The organism is Aliiroseovarius sp. F47248L, assembly GCF_023016085.1.
In the GTDB taxonomy this organism is placed as follows: Bacteria; Pseudomonadota; Alphaproteobacteria; order Rhodobacterales; family Rhodobacteraceae; genus Aliiroseovarius.
Genome location: NZ_JALKBF010000001.1, coordinates 2835704 through 2858513 on the forward strand (window position 1 = coordinate 2835704; position 22810 = coordinate 2858513).

Annotated in this window: 23 protein-coding genes; 11 read left to right on the plus strand and 12 right to left on the minus strand. The window is 55.7% G+C overall.

The genetic code is table 11. The features are described 5' to 3' along the window. Positions 1 to 112: 112 nt before the first annotated feature. Complete coding sequence (locus tag MWU51_RS14020; protein ID WP_247038104.1) at positions 113 to 757, plus strand: alpha-ketoglutarate-dependent dioxygenase AlkB; 645 nt, start codon at positions 113 to 115, stop codon at positions 755 to 757. On the opposite strand, the gene MWU51_RS14025 is transcribed toward MWU51_RS14020, so the two are convergent. After that, positions 754 to 1575, minus strand: a complete 822-nt coding sequence (locus tag MWU51_RS14025; protein ID WP_247038106.1) for an ABC transporter permease — start codon at positions 1573 to 1575, stop codon at positions 754 to 756. The two genes, MWU51_RS14020 and MWU51_RS14025, sit on opposite strands and share 4 nt — an antisense overlap. A 132-nt stretch (positions 1576 to 1707) precedes the next feature. Between MWU51_RS14025 and cysQ the strand changes: the two genes are divergently transcribed. From cysQ to MWU51_RS14060, 7 genes are all read left to right on the plus strand, one after another. Next, positions 1708 to 2505 (plus strand): 3'(2'),5'-bisphosphate nucleotidase CysQ, encoded by a 798-nt coding sequence (gene cysQ, locus MWU51_RS14030; RefSeq protein ID WP_247038108.1) that lies wholly within the window; start codon positions 1708 to 1710, stop codon positions 2503 to 2505. A gap of 3 nt (positions 2506 to 2508) precedes the next feature. Continuing rightward, positions 2509 to 3312: a manno-octulosonate cytidylyltransferase gene (locus tag MWU51_RS14035; protein WP_247038109.1), complete on the plus strand. Its 804-nt coding sequence runs from the start codon at positions 2509 to 2511 to the stop codon at positions 3310 to 3312. A gap of 242 nt (positions 3313 to 3554) precedes the next feature. Further along, complete coding sequence (gene galU / locus MWU51_RS14040; protein ID WP_247038111.1) at positions 3555 to 4451, plus strand: UTP--glucose-1-phosphate uridylyltransferase GalU; 897 nt, start codon at positions 3555 to 3557, stop codon at positions 4449 to 4451. A 6-nt stretch (positions 4452 to 4457) separates the two neighbouring features. Beyond that, the gene (locus tag MWU51_RS14045; protein ID WP_348646743.1) at positions 4458 to 5495 is read left to right on the plus strand and encodes a glycosyltransferase family 2 protein; all 1038 of its coding nucleotides are present in this window, start codon (positions 4458 to 4460) and stop codon (positions 5493 to 5495) included. Between the two features lie 40 nt (positions 5496 to 5535). Next, complete coding sequence (locus MWU51_RS14050; RefSeq protein ID WP_247038113.1) at positions 5536 to 6546, plus strand: glycosyltransferase family 2 protein; 1011 nt, start codon at positions 5536 to 5538, stop codon at positions 6544 to 6546. Then, on the plus strand, positions 6543 to 8240 hold the full coding sequence (locus tag MWU51_RS14055; protein WP_247038115.1) for a beta-1,6-N-acetylglucosaminyltransferase: 1698 nt from the start codon (positions 6543 to 6545) through the stop codon (positions 8238 to 8240). The genes MWU51_RS14050 and MWU51_RS14055 overlap by 4 nt, the downstream gene beginning before the upstream one ends. 4 nt (positions 8241 to 8244) lie before the next feature. Next, positions 8245 to 9663, plus strand: a complete 1419-nt coding sequence (locus MWU51_RS14060; RefSeq protein WP_247038117.1) for a sulfotransferase family 2 domain-containing protein — start codon at positions 8245 to 8247, stop codon at positions 9661 to 9663. Positions 9664 to 9670: 7 nt separating this feature from the next. Here the strand turns inward: MWU51_RS14060 and MWU51_RS14065 are convergent, their stop codons facing one another. From MWU51_RS14065 to MWU51_RS14105, 9 genes are all read right to left on the minus strand, one after another. After that, a complete protein-coding gene (locus MWU51_RS14065) occupies positions 9671 to 10135 on the minus strand; it encodes a PTS sugar transporter subunit IIA (protein WP_247038119.1) in 465 nt (154 codons plus the stop codon). Between the two features lie 38 nt (positions 10136 to 10173). After that, a complete protein-coding gene (gene raiA / locus MWU51_RS14070) occupies positions 10174 to 10749 on the minus strand; it encodes a ribosome-associated translation inhibitor RaiA (RefSeq protein ID WP_247038120.1) in 576 nt (191 codons plus the stop codon). 246 nt (positions 10750 to 10995) lie between these two features. After that, positions 10996 to 11757, minus strand: a complete 762-nt coding sequence (lptB, locus tag MWU51_RS14075) for an LPS export ABC transporter ATP-binding protein (protein ID WP_091427547.1) — start codon at positions 11755 to 11757, stop codon at positions 10996 to 10998. Then, a complete protein-coding gene (locus MWU51_RS14080; RefSeq protein ID WP_247038122.1) occupies positions 11757 to 12251 on the minus strand; it encodes an LptA/OstA family protein in 495 nt (164 codons plus the stop codon). The genes lptB and MWU51_RS14080 overlap by 1 nt, the downstream gene beginning before the upstream one ends. Beyond that, complete coding sequence (locus tag MWU51_RS14085) at positions 12251 to 12874, minus strand: hypothetical protein (protein WP_247038125.1); 624 nt, start codon at positions 12872 to 12874, stop codon at positions 12251 to 12253. Before MWU51_RS14085 ends, MWU51_RS14080 begins: the two co-directional genes overlap by 1 nt. Before the next feature lie 79 nt (positions 12875 to 12953). After that, positions 12954 to 13565: a ribonuclease D gene (locus MWU51_RS14090; RefSeq protein ID WP_247038127.1), complete on the minus strand. Its 612-nt coding sequence runs from the start codon at positions 13563 to 13565 to the stop codon at positions 12954 to 12956. Positions 13566 to 13630: 65 nt separating this feature from the next. Further along, positions 13631 to 14500 carry a DmsC/YnfH family molybdoenzyme membrane anchor subunit gene (locus MWU51_RS14095; RefSeq protein ID WP_247038129.1) on the minus strand — a complete coding sequence of 290 codons (870 nt, stop codon included), beginning with the start codon at positions 14498 to 14500 and terminating at the stop codon, positions 13631 to 13633. Positions 14501 to 14512: 12 nt separating this feature from the next. Next, positions 14513 to 15244 (minus strand): 4Fe-4S dicluster domain-containing protein, encoded by a 732-nt coding sequence (locus MWU51_RS14100; protein ID WP_247038131.1) that lies wholly within the window; start codon positions 15242 to 15244, stop codon positions 14513 to 14515. Further along, complete coding sequence (locus MWU51_RS14105) at positions 15244 to 18069, minus strand: molybdopterin oxidoreductase family protein (protein WP_247038133.1); 2826 nt, start codon at positions 18067 to 18069, stop codon at positions 15244 to 15246. The genes MWU51_RS14100 and MWU51_RS14105 overlap by 1 nt, the downstream gene beginning before the upstream one ends. Before the next feature lie 210 nt (positions 18070 to 18279). Here MWU51_RS14105 and MWU51_RS14110 point away from each other — a divergent pair, with 210 nt between their 5' ends. From MWU51_RS14110 to lpxK, 3 genes are all read left to right on the plus strand, one after another. After that, positions 18280 to 19197, plus strand: coding sequence for an alpha/beta hydrolase (locus MWU51_RS14110; RefSeq protein ID WP_247038135.1), 918 nt, complete (start codon positions 18280 to 18282; stop codon positions 19195 to 19197). Between the two features lie 88 nt (positions 19198 to 19285). After that, on the plus strand, positions 19286 to 20560 hold the full coding sequence (locus MWU51_RS14115; protein WP_247038137.1) for a glycosyltransferase N-terminal domain-containing protein: 1275 nt from the start codon (positions 19286 to 19288) through the stop codon (positions 20558 to 20560). Between the two features lie 9 nt (positions 20561 to 20569). Further along, positions 20570 to 21565, plus strand: coding sequence for a tetraacyldisaccharide 4'-kinase (gene lpxK, locus MWU51_RS14120; protein WP_247038139.1), 996 nt, complete (start codon positions 20570 to 20572; stop codon positions 21563 to 21565). 28 nt (positions 21566 to 21593) lie between these two features. Here the strand turns inward: lpxK and MWU51_RS14125 are convergent, their stop codons facing one another. Next, on the minus strand, positions 21594 to 22247 hold the full coding sequence (locus MWU51_RS14125) for a DsbA family protein (protein WP_247038142.1): 654 nt from the start codon (positions 22245 to 22247) through the stop codon (positions 21594 to 21596). An 8-nt stretch (positions 22248 to 22255) separates the two neighbouring features. Next, the gene (locus tag MWU51_RS14130; protein ID WP_247038144.1) at positions 22256 to 22786 is read right to left on the minus strand and encodes a DciA family protein; all 531 of its coding nucleotides are present in this window, start codon (positions 22784 to 22786) and stop codon (positions 22256 to 22258) included. Between the last annotated feature and the right edge of the window lie 24 nt (positions 22787 to 22810).

Genomic DNA, 22810 nt, shown 5'->3' on the forward strand with positions numbered 1-22810 from the left:
GGGCGTGCCCCAATCCGGCGTCTCGGGGTATATAAGTAGGGGGAATGGGGCCTGCAAGCGTTCAAGGGGGTGAGAATGCGTAAAAAAACGAGTCATTTTCGGGGTTTTGACCATGATTGCGCATGACATACCTCCAATGGATCTGGCTGGGGCTAGGCTTTATAAGGAGAAGCTGGATCGCGCGGCACAAGAGGCGCTGGTCGTCGCGCTTCGAGATGTTGTGTCTGTTGCACCGTTTTTCCATCCTGAAACGCGGTGGGGCAAGAAGATGTCAGTGCGAATGACATCCGCGGGACGGCTGGGTTGGGTGTCGGATCGGCGGGGCTATCGTTATGAGCCGCATCATCCGACTGGAGCAGAATGGCCAGCTATTCCCGACGCTGTGTTGGATGTTTGGCGCGATGTTGCTGGGACAGAGCGGCTCCCCGACTGTTGTTTGATCAACTATTATGGCGATGGCGCGCGGATGGGGTTGCACCAAGACCGGGACGAGGGTGATTTCTCGTTTCCAGTCGTGTCCATCAGTCTTGGTGACGATGCGTTGTTTCGGGTTGGTGGGATCGAGCGGCAAGGGCCGACCCAGTCCGCGTGGCTTGGGTCTGGTGACGTGCTGGTGCTGGATGGTCCGTCGCGGCTTGCCTATCATGGGATTGACCGTCTGCGCTTTGGGTCTTCCGACCTCTTGCGTGATCATGGGCGGATCAACCTGACGCTTCGGGTCGTGGATGTCCCGCCGGCCAGAGAGACGGGTGCTTAGCGCCGGGCATCCCAGCTTGCTGACACGTATTTCCGGCTATAGCTGTCGCCCATTAGGCCAAGAAAGGCCAGCACGATGGATACGATCAGTGGATACTGCCAGTTGGAGTAATGCGGGAAATAGTTGATGAAGGTATATCCGCGCGCCTGATCAATAATGTGAAACAGTGGGTTCCACGAAAACATGGCCAGCATGAAGAAGGGAAGAGTATTTGCGACAAACATCTTGCCTGACGCAAACATGTTCACCCGCATATACAAGGTTGTGGCTACCCGCGTGAACTGGGGAAACCAAGGTTTCAGTGCCATGAATACAATGCCGACTGCGACACCATTAAACCAACCCAACAACAGCATCATGGATGCACCACTAGGGTCGTGAACTTTCACCGGGTTAAACGCCAGGCTGTATACCGTCAGCACGACGACGATGGACAGGATTTGCAGGTAAAGTGATGACAGGGCGGCTGCGGTGATAGATACGAGTGTATTCATCGGCCCATGTAGCATCATGGTCGATGTAGGTCCGGCCGAGGTTGCTACTGCCTTCATGGTCTTAATGTTCGTCATGAATATGAAAACGCCCGACATAATGTAGAGCAGAAAGTCCCCCCGAATGGCAGCCGTTCGCAGGCCAAGCACGCTCATCAACACAAAAAAGACGGCAACCATCAGAAGTGATTGTAGGATATTGATCAGCAGGCCAATAACGGCGTTGGGATGCGACTTTCGAAGATCATAGACCGTCGCGTGATAAATCACAGACACCATCGAAGCAGCAGCCTGAAACCGGGTTCTGTTCACTTTCACTTCAAACATGGCGCTGCCTTTTTGCCTGCCGTGGGGGGATTCTCGCAGGGAAATCTTGCTGTTCCTTTACCCAAACATCATAAGTGGGCGAAATTATGTAATCAACTGGACCGCGTGACGTGGCGGGTTAGGAGTATCGCCTTGGATTTTGACCGTTTGGAAAGCGTCATGCGCAAACTGGCGCTTGAAGCTGGTGATGTGATTATGGAGATCTATGGCTCAGATGATTTCGACGTCCGGTCGAAATCCGACGACAGCCCGGTGACGGCTGCCGACGAAGCAGCTGACGCGGTGATCTCGGCCGGGCTGCGTGACGCTTTTCCTGACGTGCTGTTGGTGACAGAAGAACAGGCTGACAGTCATGGCCAACAAGCCAGCGAGTTTCTGATCGTCGATCCATTGGACGGCACAAAAGAGTTCATCCACCGGCGCGGCGATTTCACCGTGAATATTGCCTATGTCGTGGATGGCACTCCCATTCGGGGTGTCGTTTATGCCCCTGCGAAGGGTCGCATTTTCTTCACCCGCTCAGATGGCAAAAGCGTCGAAGAGCAAGGCCCGTTCGACAAGGGTGTGGTTGGAGACCTGTCACTCATTTCCGTCTCAAACCCTGACAATCAAGCATTGATGATCGTGGCGTCCAAGTCGCACCGCGATCAGGCCACGGATGATTACATTGGCAAATACGCCGTGAATGACATGCGGTCGGCGGGAAGTTCGCTGAAGTTCTGTCTGGTCGCAACCGGCGAGGCGGATCTTTATCCCCGGGTGGGTCGCACGATGGAATGGGACACGGCTGCCGGTCATGCCGTGCTGAAAGGCGCAGGAGGGGATGTTGTGCGCTTCGACGACCACACACCGCTAACCTATGGTAAACAAGACTATGCCAACCCGTTTTTCATCGCCTACGCGCCCGGAGTAAACCTGAAGAAAGCCTGATGAATGAGTGTTCTGATCGTCATACCGGCACGCTTCGCATCGGTCCGCTTTCCCGGAAAGGCGCTGGTGCCCCTGCGCGGGGCAACTGGGCAAAAAAAGTCACTGATCCAGCGCAGTTGGGATGCCGCCCAAGCTGTGAGCGACGTCGACCGCGTCGTCGTGGCAACAGATGACAGCCGTATTCGGGCTGAGGCGGAAGGCTTTGGGGCCGAAGTTGTGATGACATCTTCGGCTTGTCGTAACGGGACTGAACGCTGCGCCGAGGCGCTGGACGCGCTGGGCGGTGGGTATGACATCGTTGTGAACCTGCAAGGCGATGCACCGCTGACGCCCCCTTGGTTTGTCGAAGCCTTGATCGACGCCCTGACCGCCCATCCAATTGCTGAAATGGCCACTCCGGTTCTGCGATGTGATGGTCGTGCGCTTAGCGGGTTTCTGGATGACCGTCGTGCAGGGCGGGTCGGGGGAACCACTGCGGCCTTCGGGGCCGAGGGTAAGGCGCTGTATTTCTCGAAAGAGGTCATCCCCTATACCGTAGATGACAAATGGGACGATCAGGCCGCGACACCGGTGTTTCATCATGTGGGCGTCTATGCTTACCGTCCTGCGGCATTGGCAGCCTATGCGCGCTGGACTCCCGGACCGTTGGAGCAATTGGAAGGATTGGAACAGCTTCGCTTTCTTGAACGGGACCATCCTGTTCAATGCGTCGAAGTCGACGCACGCGGTCGGCAGTTCTGGGAAGTGAACAACCCTGAAGATGTTGAAAGAATCGAAAGTATCCTGAATGACCTTGGCATGGCGTAGGATGCAAAATTTTGCTTCTGACTTCACTTATATAACGGGCGACCCACCGCGCCTATTCGCGGAATAATGGAATTGCCTTGAGAAAAGTCGTCGATTGACCCAGTATCGTGAACAATTGCCATGAAGTTGTCAGATTTTCCGCCCATTAGTGCACGGTATATTGTTTAAGCCTTCACAGGTAATGTAATTGTTGGCCTTCCAAATTTTTATTCAGGCGGATCGGCCACAACAGAGGTGTTTGTATGACGCACAAGAAAGTCACCAAGGCCATTTTTCCGGTTGCCGGGTTGGGAACGCGATTTCTGCCCGCTACGAAATCAATTCCAAAAGAGATTATGACGCTGGTTGACCGTCCGCTGATCCAATACGCGATCGATGAAGCACGGGCAGCTGGGATCAAGGAATTCATTTTCGTCACCTCGCGCGGCAAAGGCGCGCTAGAGGATTATTTCGATAACTCCCCGGTTCTGGAACAAGAGCTGCGCAGGAAGGGCAAGGATGCCCTGCTTGAGATTCTCAAGGACACCAACATGGAAAGCGGCGCGATCGCTTACATGCGTCAGCACAAGGCGCTGGGCTTGGGGCATGCGGTCTGGTGTGCACGTCGCCTGATCGCCAACGAGCCGTTCGCGGTTATCTTGCCCGATGACGTGATCGCTGCTGAAAAACCCTGCCTGCAACAGATGGTCGAAGCCTATAACGAAACCGGCGGCTGTATGGTGGCAGCTATGGAAGTGCCAGCCGAGAAAGCCAGCGCATATGGCGTTCTTGATGTGAAACAGGATATGGGGGCCATGGTCTCGGTTAAGGGGATGGTCGAAAAGCCGTCTGTCGAGGAAGCACCTTCAAACTTGGCGGTAATTGGGCGCTATATCCTGACCCCTGACGTGCTGCGTAGCCTGAACAAGATGAAAAGCGGTGCTGGCGGTGAAATTCAACTGACAGACGCCATCGCCTCGGAAATCGAGCAAGGGCGCGACGTGTTTGGATACCGGTTCCGCGGCCAGCGGTTTGATTGCGGCTCCAAGGCAGGATTCTTGCAGGCAACTGTTGCCTTTGGCATGGCCCGCGAAGAGCTTCGGGAAGAGTTTTCCTGCTATCTTCATGACATCGTGGCGCAACAAAAGGCGGCCGAGTAACCCTCGGTGCGCGATGCCGGATCGGATCTGTGGTCGGCCTATCGTATGCGGTGGAAACGTCGGCGATTGATCTGGCGATCCATTCGGTCGCGCCAAGATCTTGTGACGGTGGTCGACCGCACGGACCGAATTGATCCCGGTGATGTTCTGGCGTTCACAACAGCACGCAATGAAATCACCCGACTGCCGCACTTTCTGGCGCATTACCGCGCGCTGGGTGTAAGTCATTTCCTGTTCGTCCTGAACAACAGCGATGATCCGTCAGAAGCCTTTTTGGCAGATCAGCCTGACGTTTCCTTGTGGCGCACTAGTGCCAGCTACAAGGCGTCGCGCTTCGGGGTCGACTGGACCACATGGCTTCAGTTTCGCCATGGCCATCGCCGCTGGTGCTTGACTGTGGATGTGGACGAGCTGCTGATCTATCCCCATTGCGACACCCGATCCCTGACAGACCTGACTGCGCATCTGGCGCAATCCGGCGCGACGGCGATGGGGGCTTTGATGCTGGACATGTTTCCAAAGGGACCGCTAGACCAGCCGACATATACACCGGGTCAGAATCCGATTAGGACCTTGCCGTATTTTGATGCGGGCCGCTATCGAGCGCAGCGGCAATCTCCGGCACAGAATTTGTGGTTGCAGGGCGGGCCACGTGACCGCGTTTTCTTCGCAGACCAGCCCGCCCGCGCGCCCACGCTGAACAAGCTGCCGCTCGTGCGCTGGAATCGGCGTTTCGCCTATATGAACTCGACCCATTCAATGCTTCCACCACGTTTGAACCTCGAATGGGATGGGCCAGCGCACCTGTCGGGTGACAACCGTCTTTCCGGTGCGTTGTTACACACGAAATTCCTGCCGGACGTCGCAACCCGATCGCGGGAAGAGAAGGCGCGGCAGGAACATTTTGGCCAGCCTGAAGACTTTAACGCCTATTACGACTGGCTCTCATCCGCGCCCGACCTGTGGCACGACGGGGCGGTGGCATATCAGGACTGGCGTCAGTTGCTGGAAATGGGGCTTATTTCTGATGGCGGCTGGGCATAAACCAGTGTTAGCGTGACACCGGTCAGAAACGAGGAATACGTTGAGCGTTTGGACATCATACCGACTGCGGCTAAAACGCAAGCAATGCCAAATCCGGGCATTTCGCAAGCGGCGTGAGCTGACCGAGATTGCCAATCGGGCCGGGGCCATCAAACAAAACGACATTCTCTGCTTCACGACGATCCGCAACGAATGTATCCGACTTCCCTATTTTTTGAACTACTATCGCGACCTTGGCGTGAACCATTTCCTTTTTGTCGATAACGGCTCTACGGATGGCGGCTCAGAATATCTGGCCGACCAACCGGACGTCTCGCTCTGGTCCACGGATGCAAGTTACAAGAACGCCAATTTCGGGGTGAACTGGACTGGGTGGTTGCAACGTAAATATGCCCACGGGCATTGGTCGCTGGTGGTCGATCCTGACGAATTTCTAGTCTATCCCTTCTGCGATACGAGGCCGCTTCGGGCGCTGACGGATTGGCTGGATACATCGGGCGTCAGATCCTTTGGCGTCATGCTTTTAGACATGTATCCGAAAGGTCCGATGCACAGTCTCAGTTATGCAGCCGGGCAAAACCCATTTGAACTTGCGGACTGGTTTGACAGTGGCAATTACACCATCAGCAAAAATCTAAAATACGGCAACTTGTGGATACAGGGTGGTCCGCGTGCGCGCGCTTTCTTTCGAGATGATCCCGAAAAAGCACCTGCCCTGAACAAGATCCCTTTGGTGAAATGGAGCCGAAACTATTCATATGTCAGCTCGACCCACGCGCTTTTGCCGCGCGGCTTGAACCTAGTCTATGACCAATGGGGCGGCGAGAAAGCCTCGGGCTGTTTATTACATGCAAAGTTTTTGGACACCTTCAGGGAAAAGTCGATCGAGGAACTGACGCGCGGCCAGCACTATGCCAACAGTCACGAATATCGCGCCTATCACGATGGCACCAATGAAGACACCGACCTGTGGTGCGACTGGAGCGAGAAGTACATGAATTGGCGCCAGCTTGAGATGCTGGGCCTGATGTCGAAAGGAAACTGGGCATGAGCCTTGGGATCGTCATGTTGGTGCACGACGCGCTTGATCGCGCCGAACAACTGGTGCGCCACTGGTCGACGCATGGCTGCCCCGTCGTCGTGCATGTCGATGCACATGTGACGCAAGAAGACTTCTCGAATTTTACAGGTGCACTTAGTGATTTAAGCAACGTTCGGTTCTGCAGGCGGCGTCATTGCAAATGGGGCACATGGTCATTGGTGGCGGCCAGTCAAACAGCTTCTGAAGCTATGTTAGAGACGTTTCCGGACGTGCAGCACGTATTGCTCGCATCGGGAAGTTGTCTACCGCTGCGTCCGATCTCCGAGATGCGCTCATATCTCAACAATCGCCCACAAACCGACTTTATCGAAAGCGTCACGACCGAGGACGTGCCGTGGACCATCGGCGGCCTGGACATTGAAAGGTTCACGCTTCGGTTCCCGTTCTCATGGAAACGTCAGCGCCGTCTGTTTGACGCATATGTCAGCATTCAACGCCGGCTTGGCGTTAAACGGGACATCCCTGACGGGCTTATACCCCATCTGGGCAGCCAGTGGTGGTGCCTGACGCGGGCCACCCTGTCGGCGATCCTGAACGATCCGCTCCGGTCTGCAAATGATCGGTACTTCCGGCAGGTGTGGATCCCTGATGAAAGCTACTATCAGACCCTCGCGCGCCGTCATTCATCCCGGATCGAAAGCCGGTCACTGACCCTGTCGAAGTTCGATTTTCAGGGCAAGCCACATGTGTTTTATGACGACCATCTGCAACTGTTACGACGATCTGATTGCTTTGTAGCCCGTAAGGCGTGGCGTTATGCCGGCAAGCTATATGATAGCTTTCTCTCCGAGCAGCCAAGTGTCATGACTGGCGCAGAACCAAATCCAGGCAAAATCGATCGGATTTTCACCAAAGCCATCGAAAGACGTACCAAAGGTCGACCCGGTCTCTATATGCCAAGCCGGTTCCCTCGCCCTGGCCATGAAGGCAACATGACCGCCGCGCGCTATACAGTTCTGGAAGGATTTACCGAGCTGTTCGAAGGATTTGACGAATGGCTGACAAGCACCGTAAACGCCCGCGTTCACGGTCACCTTTTTGCCGAAGACAAGGTACATTTCGCGGGCGGGGTGCAGGATTTCTTTGGTGCGCTGACGGATTCGGCGAGCCTGCGTGACTATAATCCCAAAGCATTTCTGACCAATCTGATTTGGAACACACGCGGAGAGCGTCAGTGTTTTCAGTACGGGCCGCGAGACAACCAAGATCTGTCCTGGGACATCGCCAAGGACTCAAACGCACGTATCTATGTTGTGTCCGGGGCTTGGGCAGTGCCGCTGTTTCAATCGAACCGCAACTTCTCGGATATTCGAGGCGAGGCGGCACGATTGCAAAGGATTGAAAGCGAACACCTGACCGCGTTGCGGTCAAGTTATGCGCGTGCGCGCACGCAAATCTGGTCTCTTGCCGATTTTGTGCTAAACCCATCCGAAGTCCTGCAAAGCGTGGTGGAAGACATCGGTCCGCAAAAGACAGGTGCTTTGACGAGCCTGCCAAAAATGAAACCACTTCAAGGTTTTGGTCAGTTTCTTCAGGATCTCAAGAATCAAGGCATGCACCCCTATTTAATGGGCGATTTCCCGGCAAGGCATGACCTTGTGCCCACCACCCGCATCTCACGCAAACCCTATCTGGTGAAGTGATCTTATGACTGGTCCTTTTGATTCCTTCGTCATTTTCGCCGAGATGCGCACAGGCTCAAACTTTCTGGAAAGCAATCTAGATCAGTTCCCCGGCCTTCAGTGCTATGGCGAGGCGTTCAACCCCTATTTCATGGTGTCGCCGCAGACAGAAGAATTGTTTGGAATCACCGTGGCAATGCGGGATGCCAACCCCATGCTTCTGCTGGAACGTATGAAATCTGAAACCGAGGGTCTGCCCGGCTTTCGCTTCTTTCACGACCATGACCCGCGAATGTTCAATGCGCTGATCGACGATCCGCGCTGCGCCAAGATCATTCTGACGCGCAACCCGGTCGAGGCCTATGTGTCGCGCAGGATCGCGATGGCAACCGACCAATGGCAGCTGAGCGATCAGAGCGATGCCCGTAAGGAAAGGGCACGTTTCATTCCGGACGATTTCGAGAAGCTGTTCTATCGGTTCAAGAGCTTTCAGCTAAAGGTCAAGGATCGCCTGCAAAGATCGGGACAAACTGCTTTCTATATCGACTATGAAGAAGTGCAGAATCTAAGCGTGGTCAATGGCTTGGCAAAATATCTTGGTGAGAAGACCGAGATCGCAAACTTCGCCAGCACCTTTAAGAAACAGAATCCGGAACCTTTGTCCGACAAGGTGCAGAACTTAGAGTTACTGGCCGCAACCGTTGCACGGATTGATGTCTTTGATCTGCATAGAATACCGAACTTTGAACCCGGTCGCCCCCCCGCCATGAAATCCTATATGGCGTCGGATGAATTGCAGTTGGTATTCTTGCCGATTGCCGGCGGACCTTCAGATCAGGTGACAGAATGGATGGAGGCGGCCGGCCCTCTGACCCACGATTTCTCGCAAAAGGCTCTGCGGCAATGGAAACGGCGGCATAAGGCACATCGCAGCTTCACCGTATTACGGCACCCGGTGGCGCGGCTGCATTCGGTGTTTTGCGACCTTGTGACTCTTCAAGAAGATGACCCAGATTGGGATCTGAAGCACAGCTTGCGACACAATTATGGGGTGGCGCTGCCCACCACCGTCGATACGCCGTGGGCGCTGACAGAACATCAATCGGCGTTTGCGCAGTTCATTGCGTTTGTCGCCAAGACGCTCAGCGGTCAGACGTCGATTGGTGTCGATCCGCGCTGGGCATCGCAAACGGCAGTTGTTAACGGGTTTGCCGGATTTTCCCTGCCTGATCATATTCTGCGCGAGGATCAGCTTGCGGCTGGGCTAAGCCAGATGCTGACCGAGGTGCAGGCGGACGTTAAGCCTGCATTGCCTGCGCCGATCTCAGACGGACCGTTTTCGTTGGCTCAGGTCTATTCAGACAAGATCGAAACGGTGGTGCGCAAAGCGTATCAACGGGACTATATGATGTTTGGATTTGGACCCTGGAGCGCGTTGGACTAAGACGCAATCACGCCGCTTTGTTCGTCAGGCTTTCGGTCAATAGCGCGTGAAGGGTTGCAGCCTCGGAATTAGCGCGCAGTTTGGCACAGATCGAGGCATCGCGCATGGTGCGCGACACCAAAGCAAGGGCTTTCAGGTGGTCGACACCGGAATCTTCTGGTGCAAACAGGGCAAAAACCAGATCGACGGGCTGTTTGTCCACAGCCCCGAAATCAAAGGGTTTCTCCACGCGCATGAAGCAGCCGACAACTTTGTCCAGCCCGTGCAGGCGAGCATGCGGCAAAGCCACCCCACGGCCCACACCAGTGGGCCCCAGGGTTTCGCGTTGCTGAAGCGCGGTGAACGCCTCGCCACCATTGATGCCGTAACATTCCATCACCACGTCCCCAAGATCCTGAAACAGGCGTTTCTTGGACGACACGGTCGAAACGACCTTAACGGCCGACGGCTTGAGGATGCTCGAAAGTTCCATCGCCAACAACTTTCCCCACCCACCAACGGGCGGGAGGCTTACACTGCGTTTTTGGGATCGATCCAGCCCACATTACCGTCTTCACGGCGGTAGACCACATTCATCCCCTCGGTTTTCTCGTTGCGGAAAACCAGAACGGGTGCATGTGCCAACTCCATCTGCATGACCGCTTCGCCGACTGAAAGCGATGGAATTTGAGTTTCCATCTCGGCGATGATCATGGGTTGGAGTGAGGCATCGTCTGCTTCGTCCTGACCTTCTTCTGAGGCGAGGATATACGAGGACCCGCCGAAAACTTCAACCGGGTCTACACGGTCCTTGTGGTGATCTTTCAATCGACGCTTGTAGCGACGCAACTGCTTTTCCATTTTGTCAGCGCAATTGTCGAAAGCAGCATATATTTCGGTGGCAACCCCTTTGGCTTGCGCGGTCAATCCGGTGGACAGATGCACGATGGTTTCACACACATATTCATGTGCGCTTTTCGAAAAGATTACCTGGGCCCGCGTTGGGCGTTCAGCGTATTTTTGAACGACACCACCCAGTTCATCTTTCACGTGAACCTGAAGGGCATCACCGATGTCGATTTGCTTTCCACTGATTTGATATTGCATCCATACCTCCTATGGTATTGCAGGCCTCAAAAATGCCTTTCTCGGACGAGAGAAGGCGAATTCCTATTTAAATTACATAATGTTGTGAGTGCTTTGAACAACCTTACCCGTCCAAATTTATTTGGACGATCCGCCATGCATATCCCGTGTTCGGGGGGGCAGGAACGAAGGATCAGGTTGTCTTGCATTATCTTCATTTGGCGACGAGTCGATGGGACTTGTCAACCATATCAAACTGCGACGGACTTATTTGATCGAGAAATTTTGACCCAGATAAACCCGTCGGACATTCTCATCGCGGATCACCTCATCGGTGGTACCGCTCATCAACACATGGCCATCATGCAGAATATAGGCGCGGTCCACGATTTCCAGCGTTTCACGCACATTGTGGTCTGTGATCAAAACGCCGATGCCACGATCCTTGAGTTCGTGGACCAAAGATCTGATTTCGCCTACGGCAATTGGATCGACGCCCGCAAAGGGTTCGTCGAGCAAAAGATATTTGGGATTCGAGGCCAAAAGACGGGCGATTTCGACGCGTCGCCGTTCACCCCCGGACAAGGCCAATGCGGGTGCGCGTCGCAGGTGGCTTATCGAGAACTCGTTCAGCAGTTCTTCCAGCCTTTCGCGCCGTTTGTGACGGTCGGGGGTCGAGATTTCCAGAATCGAGAGGATATTATCCTCGACCGACATACCGCGAAAAATCGACATCTCTTGTGGAAGATAGCCGATGCCGTATTTCGCCCGGCGATACATCGGCAGAAGCGTCACGTCACGCCCGTCAATCAGAACCTGACCCGCTTCGGGCGTGATCAAACCAGCAATGGCGTAAAAGGTCGTCGTTTTGCCACAGCCGTTCGGGCCAAGCAGGGCGACGACTTCACCCCGGTGGAGTTCTAGATTCACTTCGCGGATAACCGGCTTTTTGCGATAGCTTTTACGCAATCCGATAATGCGCAGACCGGCATCGCCATTTTCGACGGTCAGATCGGGAGTGTCTGACATCAATCAGCCCCTGTCTGGATGATAGACTTCACACGCCCGTCCATCGTTCCGGTGCCGGATTGAAGATTGACGGTCAGTTTCTCGGATGCCAACGCGTTCTGCCCCTGTGTCAGGATTACGTCGCCAGTCATCACGATAACGCCGCTGGAAATCGTATAAATCGCCTCGCGCGCTTCCGCTGCTTCGGCGCCATTCACAAGGGTGACACCATCGGAAGCGAGCAGACGAGAAATCTCACCGGTGGTGTCGGCTCCGGTCGCATATTCGACCCTAACTCTGCCCGCGGAAAGACGCATATCGCCCTGCCCGATCTGGACATTGCCACTGAACGTGGCTGATCCGTCCGATTGATCGACCTGCAACTGATCTGCCGAAATCTCGACTGGAAGAGTGCTGTCATGTTTCAGACCCCCAAAGGCGACCTGAGCCTGCGCATGGGCCGCGATCGGCAAGCCAAGCGTAACTATACAGGCCGCAATACGCGCAGATCTCATCACTTGTAAGTCCCCTCTGTCTTGGGATCGTATATCAGTTTTACGCCCCCCTTGAAAACAAGAAGATAGGTGTCGCTTCCCTCACCTTCGCGCGTGATCTCGGCTTGCCCCGCAGTTAGATGCCCCATCGGGCCGTCCGCTTCCACCGGGCCAATCGTCTTGGCCGAGGTCGCATCCATCGCCGTCGACAGACCGTTTGTGGCAATGTGATAGTTGGTTGACGTCACCAATGTGACGCCGCCCGACAGTTCAACAATGTTCGTGCTGCCATTGATAAGGGCTTTTGAGGCGTTGATATCAACCGCCCCGCCATCCGGAGTTTCGATCCGTGCCGCCAACCCATCGGCATTGAATACATTTGTCTGCTCCGGATCGGGCACCGCGCTTGTGGCTGAAAATGTGATTGCCGCACCATCTTCAGTCACGCTGGAAAACCGCGGGCTGTCGATGCGTTGATCGCCTGTCAGTTCTTCCAAATTGACGCGTGCATAGGTCAGTGACGTTGTTGGATCGACGGATTTTGAGATCAGGAACATCGTCGACAACAACGCAAGCGCGCTGACCGGCAGAAGAACTTTCAGCCAGGCGATGAAGCGCGAATATTGGTTGTCGGACCGGAGCATATGTCCTCGGTTGTTTTGTCTGTAGTTGTATCTAAGCACCAACCGGCCCGATCCAAGGACGGGGACAGTATAGAACGTATTAGTGAGCGAAAATATCGATCTCGGGCCAACCAGCCAGATCCAGTTGTGCGCGCATCGGCAGGAAGTCGAAACAGGCTTGCGCCATCTCGGTCCGGCCTTCGCGATCCAGCCGCTGGTTCAACTCCTCGCGCAGTCGGTGCAGATAAAGGACATCCGACGCGGCATAGTCCAACTGGGCGGCGGTCAGCTCTTCCGCGCCCCAATCGCTCATCTGTTGTTGCTTTGAGATATCGATCTTCAACAACTGCTCCAGCAGATTTTTCAGCCCGTGACGGTCAGTATAGGTGCGGATCAGTTTTGATGCGATCTTGGTGCAATAGACCGGGGCCGTGACCACACCAAACGCGTTCAGAAGGGCAGCGATGTCGAAGCGACCGAAATGAAACAGTTTCAACACTTCGGGATCCGCCAACATCCGCTCAAGGTTTGGGGCGCTGGTCTGACCCTTCTCGACCTGCACCAAATGCGCGTCGCCATCACCAGATGACATCTGCACCACACACAGGCGGTCGCGATGTGGGTTCAGCCCCATCGTCTCGCAGTCAATAGCGACAACTGGCCCAAGGTCCAGCCCGTCAGGAAGGTCACGTTTGTAAAGATGGTTGGCCATATCCGCCCTCATTCTTCGTTTCCCCTCTGATAGGCGCAGAGGGGGCCGGGTTCAATGAAAAGGGATCATTTGCCGTGATACAGGCCCACAACATGCTCTGCTTCGGCGAAGAACAGCCAGCGCCCGACCGTTGCGCCAACCAGATGTAAAGCCAGCGCCAGAAAAGCGGTCATGTGGCCGGGTGGCGTCAGCAGCAGGATGACGAAAGGCAGTACGCCCGCCAACGCCAGCGTGATCCATCTGAGTTTTTCCGCGTGTTTGCGTCCAACGCGATACACCATCTCGTCCACAACATAGTTGCGTGCGGTGTGGCCACTTTCCAGTAACCGAACTTCCCCCAGATGGGCCAACCCGGTCGCATCACTGGTTGTCCCACGAGCGTTGGCCCGCTTGTCCCCGATCTGCCAAGCGGTAAACAAGACAAGTGTCAGCGCAAGTAGCAGCCAGCCTGCGATCTTCACCTCACCCGCCAACAGTGCCCCGCCGCCCAACGCATGTAGCAGGAATATCACCGGAGTCAGCGGCTGGTTCCAACGCGGAATGGTCTTGAGCTGGGTATAAATCATCGAAGTTGTGAAAACAGTGACCAGTGCTAAAATTGACCCTATTGAACCAGAAATCGCCATGTCTGCGCCAAGGAAGATGCGCAGAACGGCAACCAGCGCGAACAGGATAAGCGTGACAATCGCCGCAATCCCTTCACGGCTCAGCCAGCTTGTCCGCCATTGGCTAAGCGCATAGATCGCATTCTTCTTATTGCCCAGATGAAAGGTCGAGGCCAGCAGCCCGGCACAAGACAGCGCATAGGCAATCGTGAAAAACGCGAACGCGGTCCCACCGCTGACATCCGGCACGCCCAGCCCCAGCCAAAAGAACAGGCCAAACCCAAGCCCTGACAGCGTGGTGAAAATGATAACACTGGGTGCGGGATGCATCCGTTTCCTCCGTCAGAGCTTTTCGAGCGCTTTATCAAGCCAGCCAAGGAACCCTTGCGGCTCGTCTGCGATCACCTCAAGCGGTTGCGTGTTCAGCGTGTCTTTGGGGCGCGGCGGCAGATACTTGTTCACAGGCTTGGTGCCTAGGTCCGGCATGAGGTCGTAACCACCACGATCTGCAACGAGCTTTGACACATCGCTGTTCGGGTCGCCAAGATCCCCGAAATGCCGCGCGCCAGAGGGACAGGTGCGCACGCAGGCCGGCACGCGGTCTTCTTCCGGCAGGTTTTCGTTGTAGATCCGATCTACGCACAGGGTGCATTTCTTCATGATCCCGGCATCGCGGTCCAACTCCCGCGCGCCATAGGGGCAGGCCCAGGCGCAGAGGCCGCAACCGATGCAGCGATCTTCATTGACCAAAACGATCCCGTCCTCGGATCTTTTATAGCTAGCCCCGGTTGGGCAGACAGTCACGCAGGGCGCATCGTCACAATGCAGGCAGGATCGCGGCATGTGGACGGTTTGGGCAGGCTGTCCCTCAGTCTGCGCTTCATAGGAGAACACCCGGTTCAAAAAAGTGCCGCCGGGGTCCGCGCCGTAAGGGTCCGTATCCGACAACGGCGCGCCATAGTTCTGTGTGTTCCAGCCCTTGCAGGCGGTCACACAGCCATGGCAGCCAACGCAGGTATCCAGATCAATCACCAGTCCCAGTTTCCTGTCGGTCTTTTCAGGAAGTGCAGTCATTAAATCTTCCTTTTCACGATCCTCGGCCCTTTGCCAACGGGCGAGGTGATCGGCGGATGCGCAGGCTGGCTTTCTGCTGGTTTAGGGTCTGCTCTTTCGATCTTCACACGCAGATCAAACCAAGCGGCCTGCCCCGTTACGGGGTCCGAGTTTGCCCAGCGCAACCCGTCGCCTTTCGGCGGCTGAAGTTCGTGAATCAGGTGGTTTAGAAGGAAACCTTCGGTCGCTTCCGGCGCGTCGTTATCCAGCGCCCAAGTGCCTTTACGCTTGCCGATGGCATTCCATGTCCAGACCGTCTTAGGGTTCAGGGCCGCGTGATGGGCGACTGGCACGGTGATTGATCCGTGGGCAGATGTGACGTGCGCATAATCGCCATCTTTGAACCCGTGCTGCTGCCAAAGATCGGTCGGTAGATAGAGGAAATTCTTTCCCGTGATCTGCCGAAGCCACGCGTTCTGCGAGCCCCAGGAATGATACATATGCATCGGTCGTTGGGTTAGGGCGTGGATCGGATATTTATCCGCGTCGACATTCGTATCCTCAAAAGGTGGATACCAGATCGGCAGGGGGTCCATCGTCTGCGCGATCCGGGCGCGCAGGTGCTCGGGTGGTTGAATGTCGCCATGCCCTTCGGCGGCAAGTTGGAACTTGCGCATCGGTTCGACATAGAGGTTGAACACATAAGGCGCTTCGGCGTCGAAAATCCCACGCTCTACCGCCCATTCCTGATAGGCCTTGTTCCATGGTTTATAAAACCGCGCCTCGTCGGAAATGTGATCGACCCAGAAACCACCATTTTCGATGTATCGGTCGATTTGGGCTGGATTAGGCTCTCCCCTGCCCATTCCCTGCCCGTCCTTTCCGCGCCACCCAGCCAGCGGTCCTACACCGGGTCTGCGTTCGTGGTTGACCAGATAGTCGGCATAATCTTCAAATTTTGCCGATCCGTCTTCGGTCACAAATCCCGGCAGGCCAAGCTTCGCCCCAAGCTGGATCAACACGGTCTGGAATCCACGCACATCGCGGTCGGGCTCAACCACCGGCCAGCGGATTGCATCGGCGGCGCCGTCGGCCTCGCAGATCGGGCGGTCCAGAAGGCTGATGCAATCGTGACGTTCAAGATAGGTCGTATCGGGCAGAATCAGATCGGCATAGGCCACCATTTCCGAGCTGTAGGCGTCTGAGTAGATGATGTGCGGGATCACGTAGTCGCCGTTCTCATCCGTTTCTGTCAGCATCCCGATGACCTCGGTCGAGTTCATCGACGAGTTCCACGCCATGTTGGCCATATACATGAACAGCGTGTCGATCTTGTAGGGGTCGCCAGCATGGGCGTTCGAGATCACCATATGCATCAACCCATGCGCCGACATCGGGTTTTCCCAGGTGAACGCCTTGTCGATGCGTTTGGCGTTGCCGTCTCCGTCCAACAACAAATGCTCCGGCCCCATCGGATAACCCAGGTGCGGTCCATCAAGCGGCTGGCCGGGGTTCACGCCAGCATGCGGTCTTGGATGTGCCTCGGGAGGCTTCGGATAAGGCGGTTTGAACCGGAACCCGCCCGGCACTTCGACCGAGCCGAGCAAGATCTGCAGCATGTGCAACGCGCGGCAGGTCTGGAACCCGTTTGAGTGCGCCGAGATACCGCGCATCGCGTGAAAACTGACCGGCCGGCCGATCATCTTGTCATGCTTTTGCCCCTTCCAGTCGGTCCAAGGCTGGTCGAGCACAATCTCTTCCTCGAACGCCACCCGCGCCAATTCTGCCGCGATCGAACGGATGCGATCAGCCGCGATGCCTGTCTGCTCGGCGACCGCTTCGGGGGCGTAATCATCCAACAGATAACGTTCGGCGAGAAGTTGAAAAACGGGGCGATGACTTACACCTGCATGGCGGTATTTTCCCGCCAGATCAGGCATAATGCCGGGCGCGTCGTAATCGGCAAGTTTGCCTGTGTCGCGGCAAAGGACTTGTGGTTTACCAGTCTCACCACGTAGAAAAAGGCCGTTTTCAGGTGAGTTAGGCTCTCCATTCACGATAAAACCAGCATTGGTGTAGCGCGACAAATAGCCTAGATCTACCTTCCCAGCCCGCAGCAATTCGTGGACCAACGCAAGGATGAACAGCCCATCAGTCCCCGGCGTGATGCCAACCCAATCATCTGCAATCGCGTTATATCCCGACCGGATCGGGTTCACGCCAATCACCCGCGCGCCGCGCTCTTTCAGCTTGCCCAATCCAATCTTGATCGGGTTGCTGTCGTGATCTTCGGCCACGCCGAACAGCATGAACAGCTTGGTGCGATCCCAGTCCGGTTGGCCAAACTCCCAAAACGCACCGCCCATGGTATAGATGCCCGCCGCCGCCATGTTGACCGAGCAAAATCCCCCATGCGCTGCGTAATTTGGCGTGCCGTAAGCCTGCGCGAACCATGAGGTGAAGCTTTGGCTTTGGTCGCGCCCGGTGAAAAACGCCATGCGCTTGGGATCTGTTTCGCGCAATGGACCAAGCCAGCCGGCAGCAATCTCCAGTGCTTCGTCCCAACTGATCTCCACAAACTCGCCTGATCCGCGCGGACCAACCTGCTTCAGGGGCGCGCGCAGCCGCGAGGGCGCATAGTGCTGCATGATCCCCGCAGACCCTTTGCCACACAGCACACCCTTGTTCACCGGATGATCGCGGTTGCCTTCGATATAGGCCACCTGCCCGTCCTTCATATGCACGTTGATCCCGCAACGGCAGGCGCACATGTAACACGTCGTCTTGCGCACCTCGTCCGATACGGGTGGCGAAGTGTCAATCTGAAGGTCTTCCGGTTTATTCATTTACCTGTTCGCCCTGTCGCGACGTCTTTTCGATGAAGGCATCTATTGGCGAACCGAGATGTTCGCTTGGGTGTTGCGGTTTCAAGAACCAAACAGTCAGATCGTTGCTCCGGTAGGTCCAGATGGCGATGGGTTTATGGCCAGTCAAGGTCTTGACGTTCAGTTTCGAGTTCCTTGTCAGCGCAGATACAGAAGCGTAGCTTTCTGGTCATGGATTACAACACGCTTATCGACGCTGAAACTTGGGCTTTCATACAGGAAACGGAGAGCTATTATCCGCCCGACACAATTTCGGCGGATGTCTTGCGCCAACGCGAGATTTATAATCACATGTGTCGCACTTTTTTTAATGGCTATCCAGATGGTGTGATGGCGCGAGAGGATCGAGTCGAGAGCATTCCTTTGCGCATCTATGAATGCGGGTCGCATACTGTCACGCTAATCTATTTTCATGGCGGAGGTTTCGTTGTCGGCGGTCTGGATAGCCACGACGATGTCTGCGCCGAAATATGCGCGCGCGCCGGTGTCCGCGTGGTCAGCGTCGACTATCGCCTCTGCCCTGAACATCCGCACCCTGCTGCGTTTCAAGATGCGCGCGAAGCCGCGCAATATGTGGCTCTAACATGGCCCGGGCTGCAACTTATTGCCGGAGACAGTGCGGGCGGCAATCTGGCGGCCGCCGTGGCCCAGACAAGCCGTGGATCGCTGCAATTTGCCGGGCAGGTGCTGATTTATCCGGGATTGGGGGGCGACATGACGCGTGGGTCATATCTTGATCATGCTCAAGCGCCGATGCTGACATTGGATGATCTGAAATTCTATGAAGCGATGCGTTGTGAAGGGCCAAAGCCACCAAACGATCCTACAGCTGCACCGCTTCTGGCGACTGACTTTGCAGGCCTGCCCCCGACCGTGATTTTCACTGCCGAATGCGATCTACTGGCTGACGATGGGCGGAACTACCGCGACGCAATCCAAACCGCCGGGGGCAAAGCGCAATGGATCAACGAGACGGGATTGGTTCATGGATATTTGCGGGCACGTCATAGCGTTCAACGCGCGCAGGCCAGTTTCGATCGTATCGTCGCCGCAACAAAGATGCTCGCAGCAGGCGAATGGCGCGACTGACACTTCCCTCATTACCGAAATTACCATAGTCTAGACGTATAAAAATGCGAGCGGACAACGCATCGCGGAATGAGGAAGTGCAGAAAGAATGCCGCCCATTGGGATTTCATTGTTCCGGGGCCTGCAAAACATGCAGGGCACCGCGGGGCTTGAGCGTCGTTTGCGGCGCGGTGTCGAAGACGGCACTGAACACCCGACGCGCGGGGCTGAACGGTTGGGCCGAGGGTATGCCAAGCGTCCGGATGGTGCGCTGGCATGGATCCACCTGAAAAACTCTGAGGGGTTAGAGAAAGTTCTGGGATTGGTGGAGCATTTCAAAGCCGATCACGATGATCTGGCCGTTCTGATCACCACCACTCACCATGATGACAGCCCGCCAGATGGATCAGATTTCATCCATCAATACGCGCCCTATTCGGCTTCTGCACCCGTCACAGCTTTTCTGGATCACTGGCGTCCGGATGTTCTGTTGTGGATGGATGACAAGCTGGATGTGACTTTATTGCCTGCCGTTTTTGACCGCGGGATACCGGCGCATTGGGTCAATGCACATGTTCCCAAAGAGGTGCAAAACCAATGGCGATGGTTGCCGGGTTCGATAAAGTCACTGGTTAATGGATTTGACACTATCCTGGCGGAAAACGAAACAGCGGCGCGTGAATTGCATCGGTTTGGCGCGTTGAAGAATCGGGTTGTAACATCAGGTCCGTTACAGATTCAGGTGGTACCGCCTAGTTGCAATATGACTGAACGGGATGCGATCGCTGCGTCACTGGCGGCACGCCCTGTCTGGTTGGCGTCCGGGGTATGTGAGGTCGAGGAACAGACGCTTCTAGACACCCACAAACATCTCGTGCGCAAATCGCATCGGTTGTTACTGATTATTGAGCCGCGCGAAGTGGATCGCGGATTAGAACTCGCTGCCGAACTGGAAGCAGACGGGTGGGGCGTTGCTTGCCGATCGCGCGACGACGAGCCGACGCCAGATGTACAGATTTTTATTGCAGACCAGCAGGGCGAGTCTGGATTGTGGATGCACCTTGCACCGATCACCTATGCAGGAGGCAGTATGGGAGTGGGCACGGAGCTGAACCCGCTTCAACCCGCCGCGTTGGGATCGGTTGTCTTGTTTGGCCCGAAGGTGAATGGGTTTTTCGAATCGTATCGACGACTGGAAACCGCGGGGGCTGCAACCAAGATCAGTGACGGAGCCAGCCTGACTAAAGCGGTTGAACACCTTTTGTCACCCGAAGAAGCCGCCAATATGGCAATGGCTGCTTGGGATGTCACAACCAGCGGGGCCGAGGTTAGTGACCTTTTACGCAGCAAGCTGATCGATGCGCTGGAACAGCGCCCGCGATAGGGGAGTGTCATGAAAACACCCCGGTTCTGGTTCACGTCACCCCTGCGGCCCGATTGGCGCGCGCGTGTTCTGGCACCGCTTGGCTGGATCTACGCCACCGGAACCGCACGGCGTGTCGCCGAGAATGATGGCTATCTTGCGCGCGTTCCTGTGATTTGTATTGGCAACATTAATGCAGGTGGAACGGGCAAGACACCGACCACGATTGCTTTGGCACAACGGTTGCTGGCACGCGGGCTTGATGTTCACATTGTATCGCGCGGGCATAGAGGCTCCGTCGCAGGCCCGGTTCTGGTGGAAGAGCGGGCGCATAGAGCAACAGACGTCGGCGACGAGCCGTTGCTGATGGCCGCGTTCACCAAGGTTTGGGTAGCACGTGACCGGGCGGTGGGTGTGAAAGCAGCCGAAGCTGCCGGTGCCGATGTGATCCTGATGGATGATGGGTTTCAGAACCCCTCGGTCCGGAAAACCTTGTCGATTGTGGTGGTCGATGCGGTGAAGGGCTTCGGCAATGCAAGGTGCATCCCCGCAGGTCCCTTACGCGAGCCCGTGGCTGAAGGCCTGCGCCGTGCCAATCTTCTTCTGTCCATCGGTCCTGATGGAGCGCAGATGCGGTTTTTGGAAGCGTGGAAAGACGCAATTCCGTGCCCGCACGTGACAGGCCAATTGGTGCCGCTTCAAACAGGCATGGATTGGCAGGGAATGAAGGTTCTGGCTTTTGCAGGTATCGGCCTGCCTGAAAAATTCTTTGCGACCGTCAAAGCCCTGGGTGCCGATTTGCTTCGCGCTGAGGCTCTGGCGGATCATCAACCCCTGACCGACGCGCTAATGAAGCGGTTGCAGATCGAAGCCAAGGCACTCGGCGCTCAACTTGTTACGACCGAGAAAGATGCTGTGCGTCTGCCAGATTCCTTCAAACGGCAGGTATTGACCGTTCCCGTTCGACTGGAGCTGTCAGACTGGTCATCGATTGATGCAGAATTGAAGCGAATTGGACTGGGCTAGAGCCTATATGAGGCCCTAACCCGCTTGATCAGCTTTCCAGCTTTTCGTCAATCAACTTGGCAAAATCGTCATACGACATGTTGGAATAGGTCTCACCGTCGATGACGAAAGACGGGGTGGCGTTGATCTCGTCCGCTGTGGCGTTTTTCTGATAAGCGGCAACCATGCTTTGGGCCATTGCTTCATCTTGCAGGCAAGCGTCCATTTGTTCGTCATTCATGCCTGCGGTGCGGCCAATCTTGCGCAGGTTGTCCAGAATGTTGCTGGGATCGCCATCTCCAATCCATTCTTTCTGCCCGGAATAGATCAGGTTGGTCAGGCCGAAGTACCGATCGTCACCGCCGCAGCGGGCAATCATGCCAGCCCAAAGACCAAAGCGGTCAAAATACACCTCGCGGTGAACGAACTGAATTTTGCCAGTGTCGATATAGTTCTTCTTCAGATCCTTGAAGACCGTGTCGTGGAAATTGGCACAGTGCGGGCAAGTGAACGAGGCATATTCGATCACCGTAAGCGGTGCGTTTTCATCGCCCAAGATCATGTCAGGGGCCAGTTCAACATCAGCGTCTTGTGCCTCGGCAATCGTAACACCGGGAACCGAGCCGTTGTTCTGGCTCATGTAATATGCGCCGCCGCCGATCAGCAGAAGGGCCGCAAGCAGGATGGGAAGGATTCGGGTCATGATATGTGTCAGCCTCTATCGTGTTTCTGTTTGGTCAGCACGTTGCGTGCCAGTGTTTCAAGTGCATCGCGCAAGCCGGCATCCGTGACGTCAGCCGTCACCTCGGCGGCGCGCGCGTTGGTTTTTTCGTCGATCACCGGCGCCTTTTTCGGTGCAGAAGTAAATTGCGCCTGTCCTTCGGCAAAGCCTATCGGAGCAGTTTGGGTGATCCTTATCCGCGCAATGGCGTTATATCCATAGACGGCGTTCACCTTTTCGCGCAGCGTCTCTTTCTGCATTTCCAGCATTGGAGCCTGCGCACCGGTGGTCAGCACCGTCAGTGTCGCCCCCATGCCGCCGCGCGCATATGACACCTCGACCGGTTTGGCGATGGTCGCAGTGGCATCGCCTACAATCTCTGCCCAATGGGTCAGAACACGCGTCACAGCAAATCCGCGCACTTCGCTGGTCTTGCGAATGCGTGTCGACAAAAGGCTCGAGGTCCTCTCAAACCCTTTTCTGCGGCGTTGCTTATCTTTTGGTTGACTCACGTCTGGCATACCCCGGTTTTGCCCCTATTCTAT

Excerpts from the sequence above, each read along its gene's own strand:
- MWU51_RS14025 (WP_247038106.1), bottom strand. The coding sequence starts at position 1,575 with ATGTTTGAAGTGAAAGTGAACAGAACCCGGTTTCAGGCTGCTGCTTCG.
- MWU51_RS14125 (WP_247038142.1), bottom strand. The coding sequence starts at position 22,247 with ATGACCCGAATCCTTCCCATCCTGCTTGCGGCCCTTCTGCTGATCGGC.
- lptB (WP_091427547.1), bottom strand. The coding sequence starts at position 11,757 with ATGTCAGACACTCCCGATCTGACCGTCGAAAATGGCGATGCCGGTCTG.
- galU (WP_247038111.1), top strand. The coding sequence starts at position 3,555 with ATGACGCACAAGAAAGTCACCAAGGCCATTTTTCCGGTTGCCGGGTTG.
- MWU51_RS14085 (WP_247038125.1), bottom strand. The coding sequence starts at position 12,874 with ATGCTCCGGTCCGACAACCAATATTCGCGCTTCATCGCCTGGCTGAAA.
- MWU51_RS14130 (WP_247038144.1), bottom strand. The coding sequence starts at position 22,786 with ATGCCAGACGTGAGTCAACCAAAAGATAAGCAACGCCGCAGAAAAGGG.
- MWU51_RS14100 (WP_247038131.1), bottom strand. The coding sequence starts at position 15,244 with ATGACTGCACTTCCTGAAAAGACCGACAGGAAACTGGGACTGGTGATT.
- MWU51_RS14105 (WP_247038133.1), bottom strand. The coding sequence starts at position 18,069 with ATGAATAAACCGGAAGACCTTCAGATTGACACTTCGCCACCCGTATCG.
- MWU51_RS14060 (WP_247038117.1), top strand. The coding sequence starts at position 8,245 with ATGACTGGTCCTTTTGATTCCTTCGTCATTTTCGCCGAGATGCGCACA.
- lpxK (WP_247038139.1), top strand. The coding sequence starts at position 20,570 with ATGAAAACACCCCGGTTCTGGTTCACGTCACCCCTGCGGCCCGATTGG.
- MWU51_RS14115 (WP_247038137.1), top strand. The coding sequence starts at position 19,286 with ATGCCGCCCATTGGGATTTCATTGTTCCGGGGCCTGCAAAACATGCAG.
- MWU51_RS14055 (WP_247038115.1), top strand. The coding sequence starts at position 6,543 with ATGAGCCTTGGGATCGTCATGTTGGTGCACGACGCGCTTGATCGCGCC.
- MWU51_RS14110 (WP_247038135.1), top strand. The coding sequence starts at position 18,280 with ATGGATTACAACACGCTTATCGACGCTGAAACTTGGGCTTTCATACAG.
- MWU51_RS14020 (WP_247038104.1), top strand. The coding sequence starts at position 113 with ATGATTGCGCATGACATACCTCCAATGGATCTGGCTGGGGCTAGGCTT.
- MWU51_RS14065 (WP_247038119.1), bottom strand. The coding sequence starts at position 10,135 with ATGGAACTTTCGAGCATCCTCAAGCCGTCGGCCGTTAAGGTCGTTTCG.
- MWU51_RS14090 (WP_247038127.1), bottom strand. The coding sequence starts at position 13,565 with ATGGCCAACCATCTTTACAAACGTGACCTTCCTGACGGGCTGGACCTT.
- raiA (WP_247038120.1), bottom strand. The coding sequence starts at position 10,749 with ATGCAATATCAAATCAGTGGAAAGCAAATCGACATCGGTGATGCCCTT.
- MWU51_RS14035 (WP_247038109.1), top strand. The coding sequence starts at position 2,509 with ATGAGTGTTCTGATCGTCATACCGGCACGCTTCGCATCGGTCCGCTTT.
- MWU51_RS14095 (WP_247038129.1), bottom strand. The coding sequence starts at position 14,500 with ATGCATCCCGCACCCAGTGTTATCATTTTCACCACGCTGTCAGGGCTT.
- MWU51_RS14080 (WP_247038122.1), bottom strand. The coding sequence starts at position 12,251 with ATGAGATCTGCGCGTATTGCGGCCTGTATAGTTACGCTTGGCTTGCCG.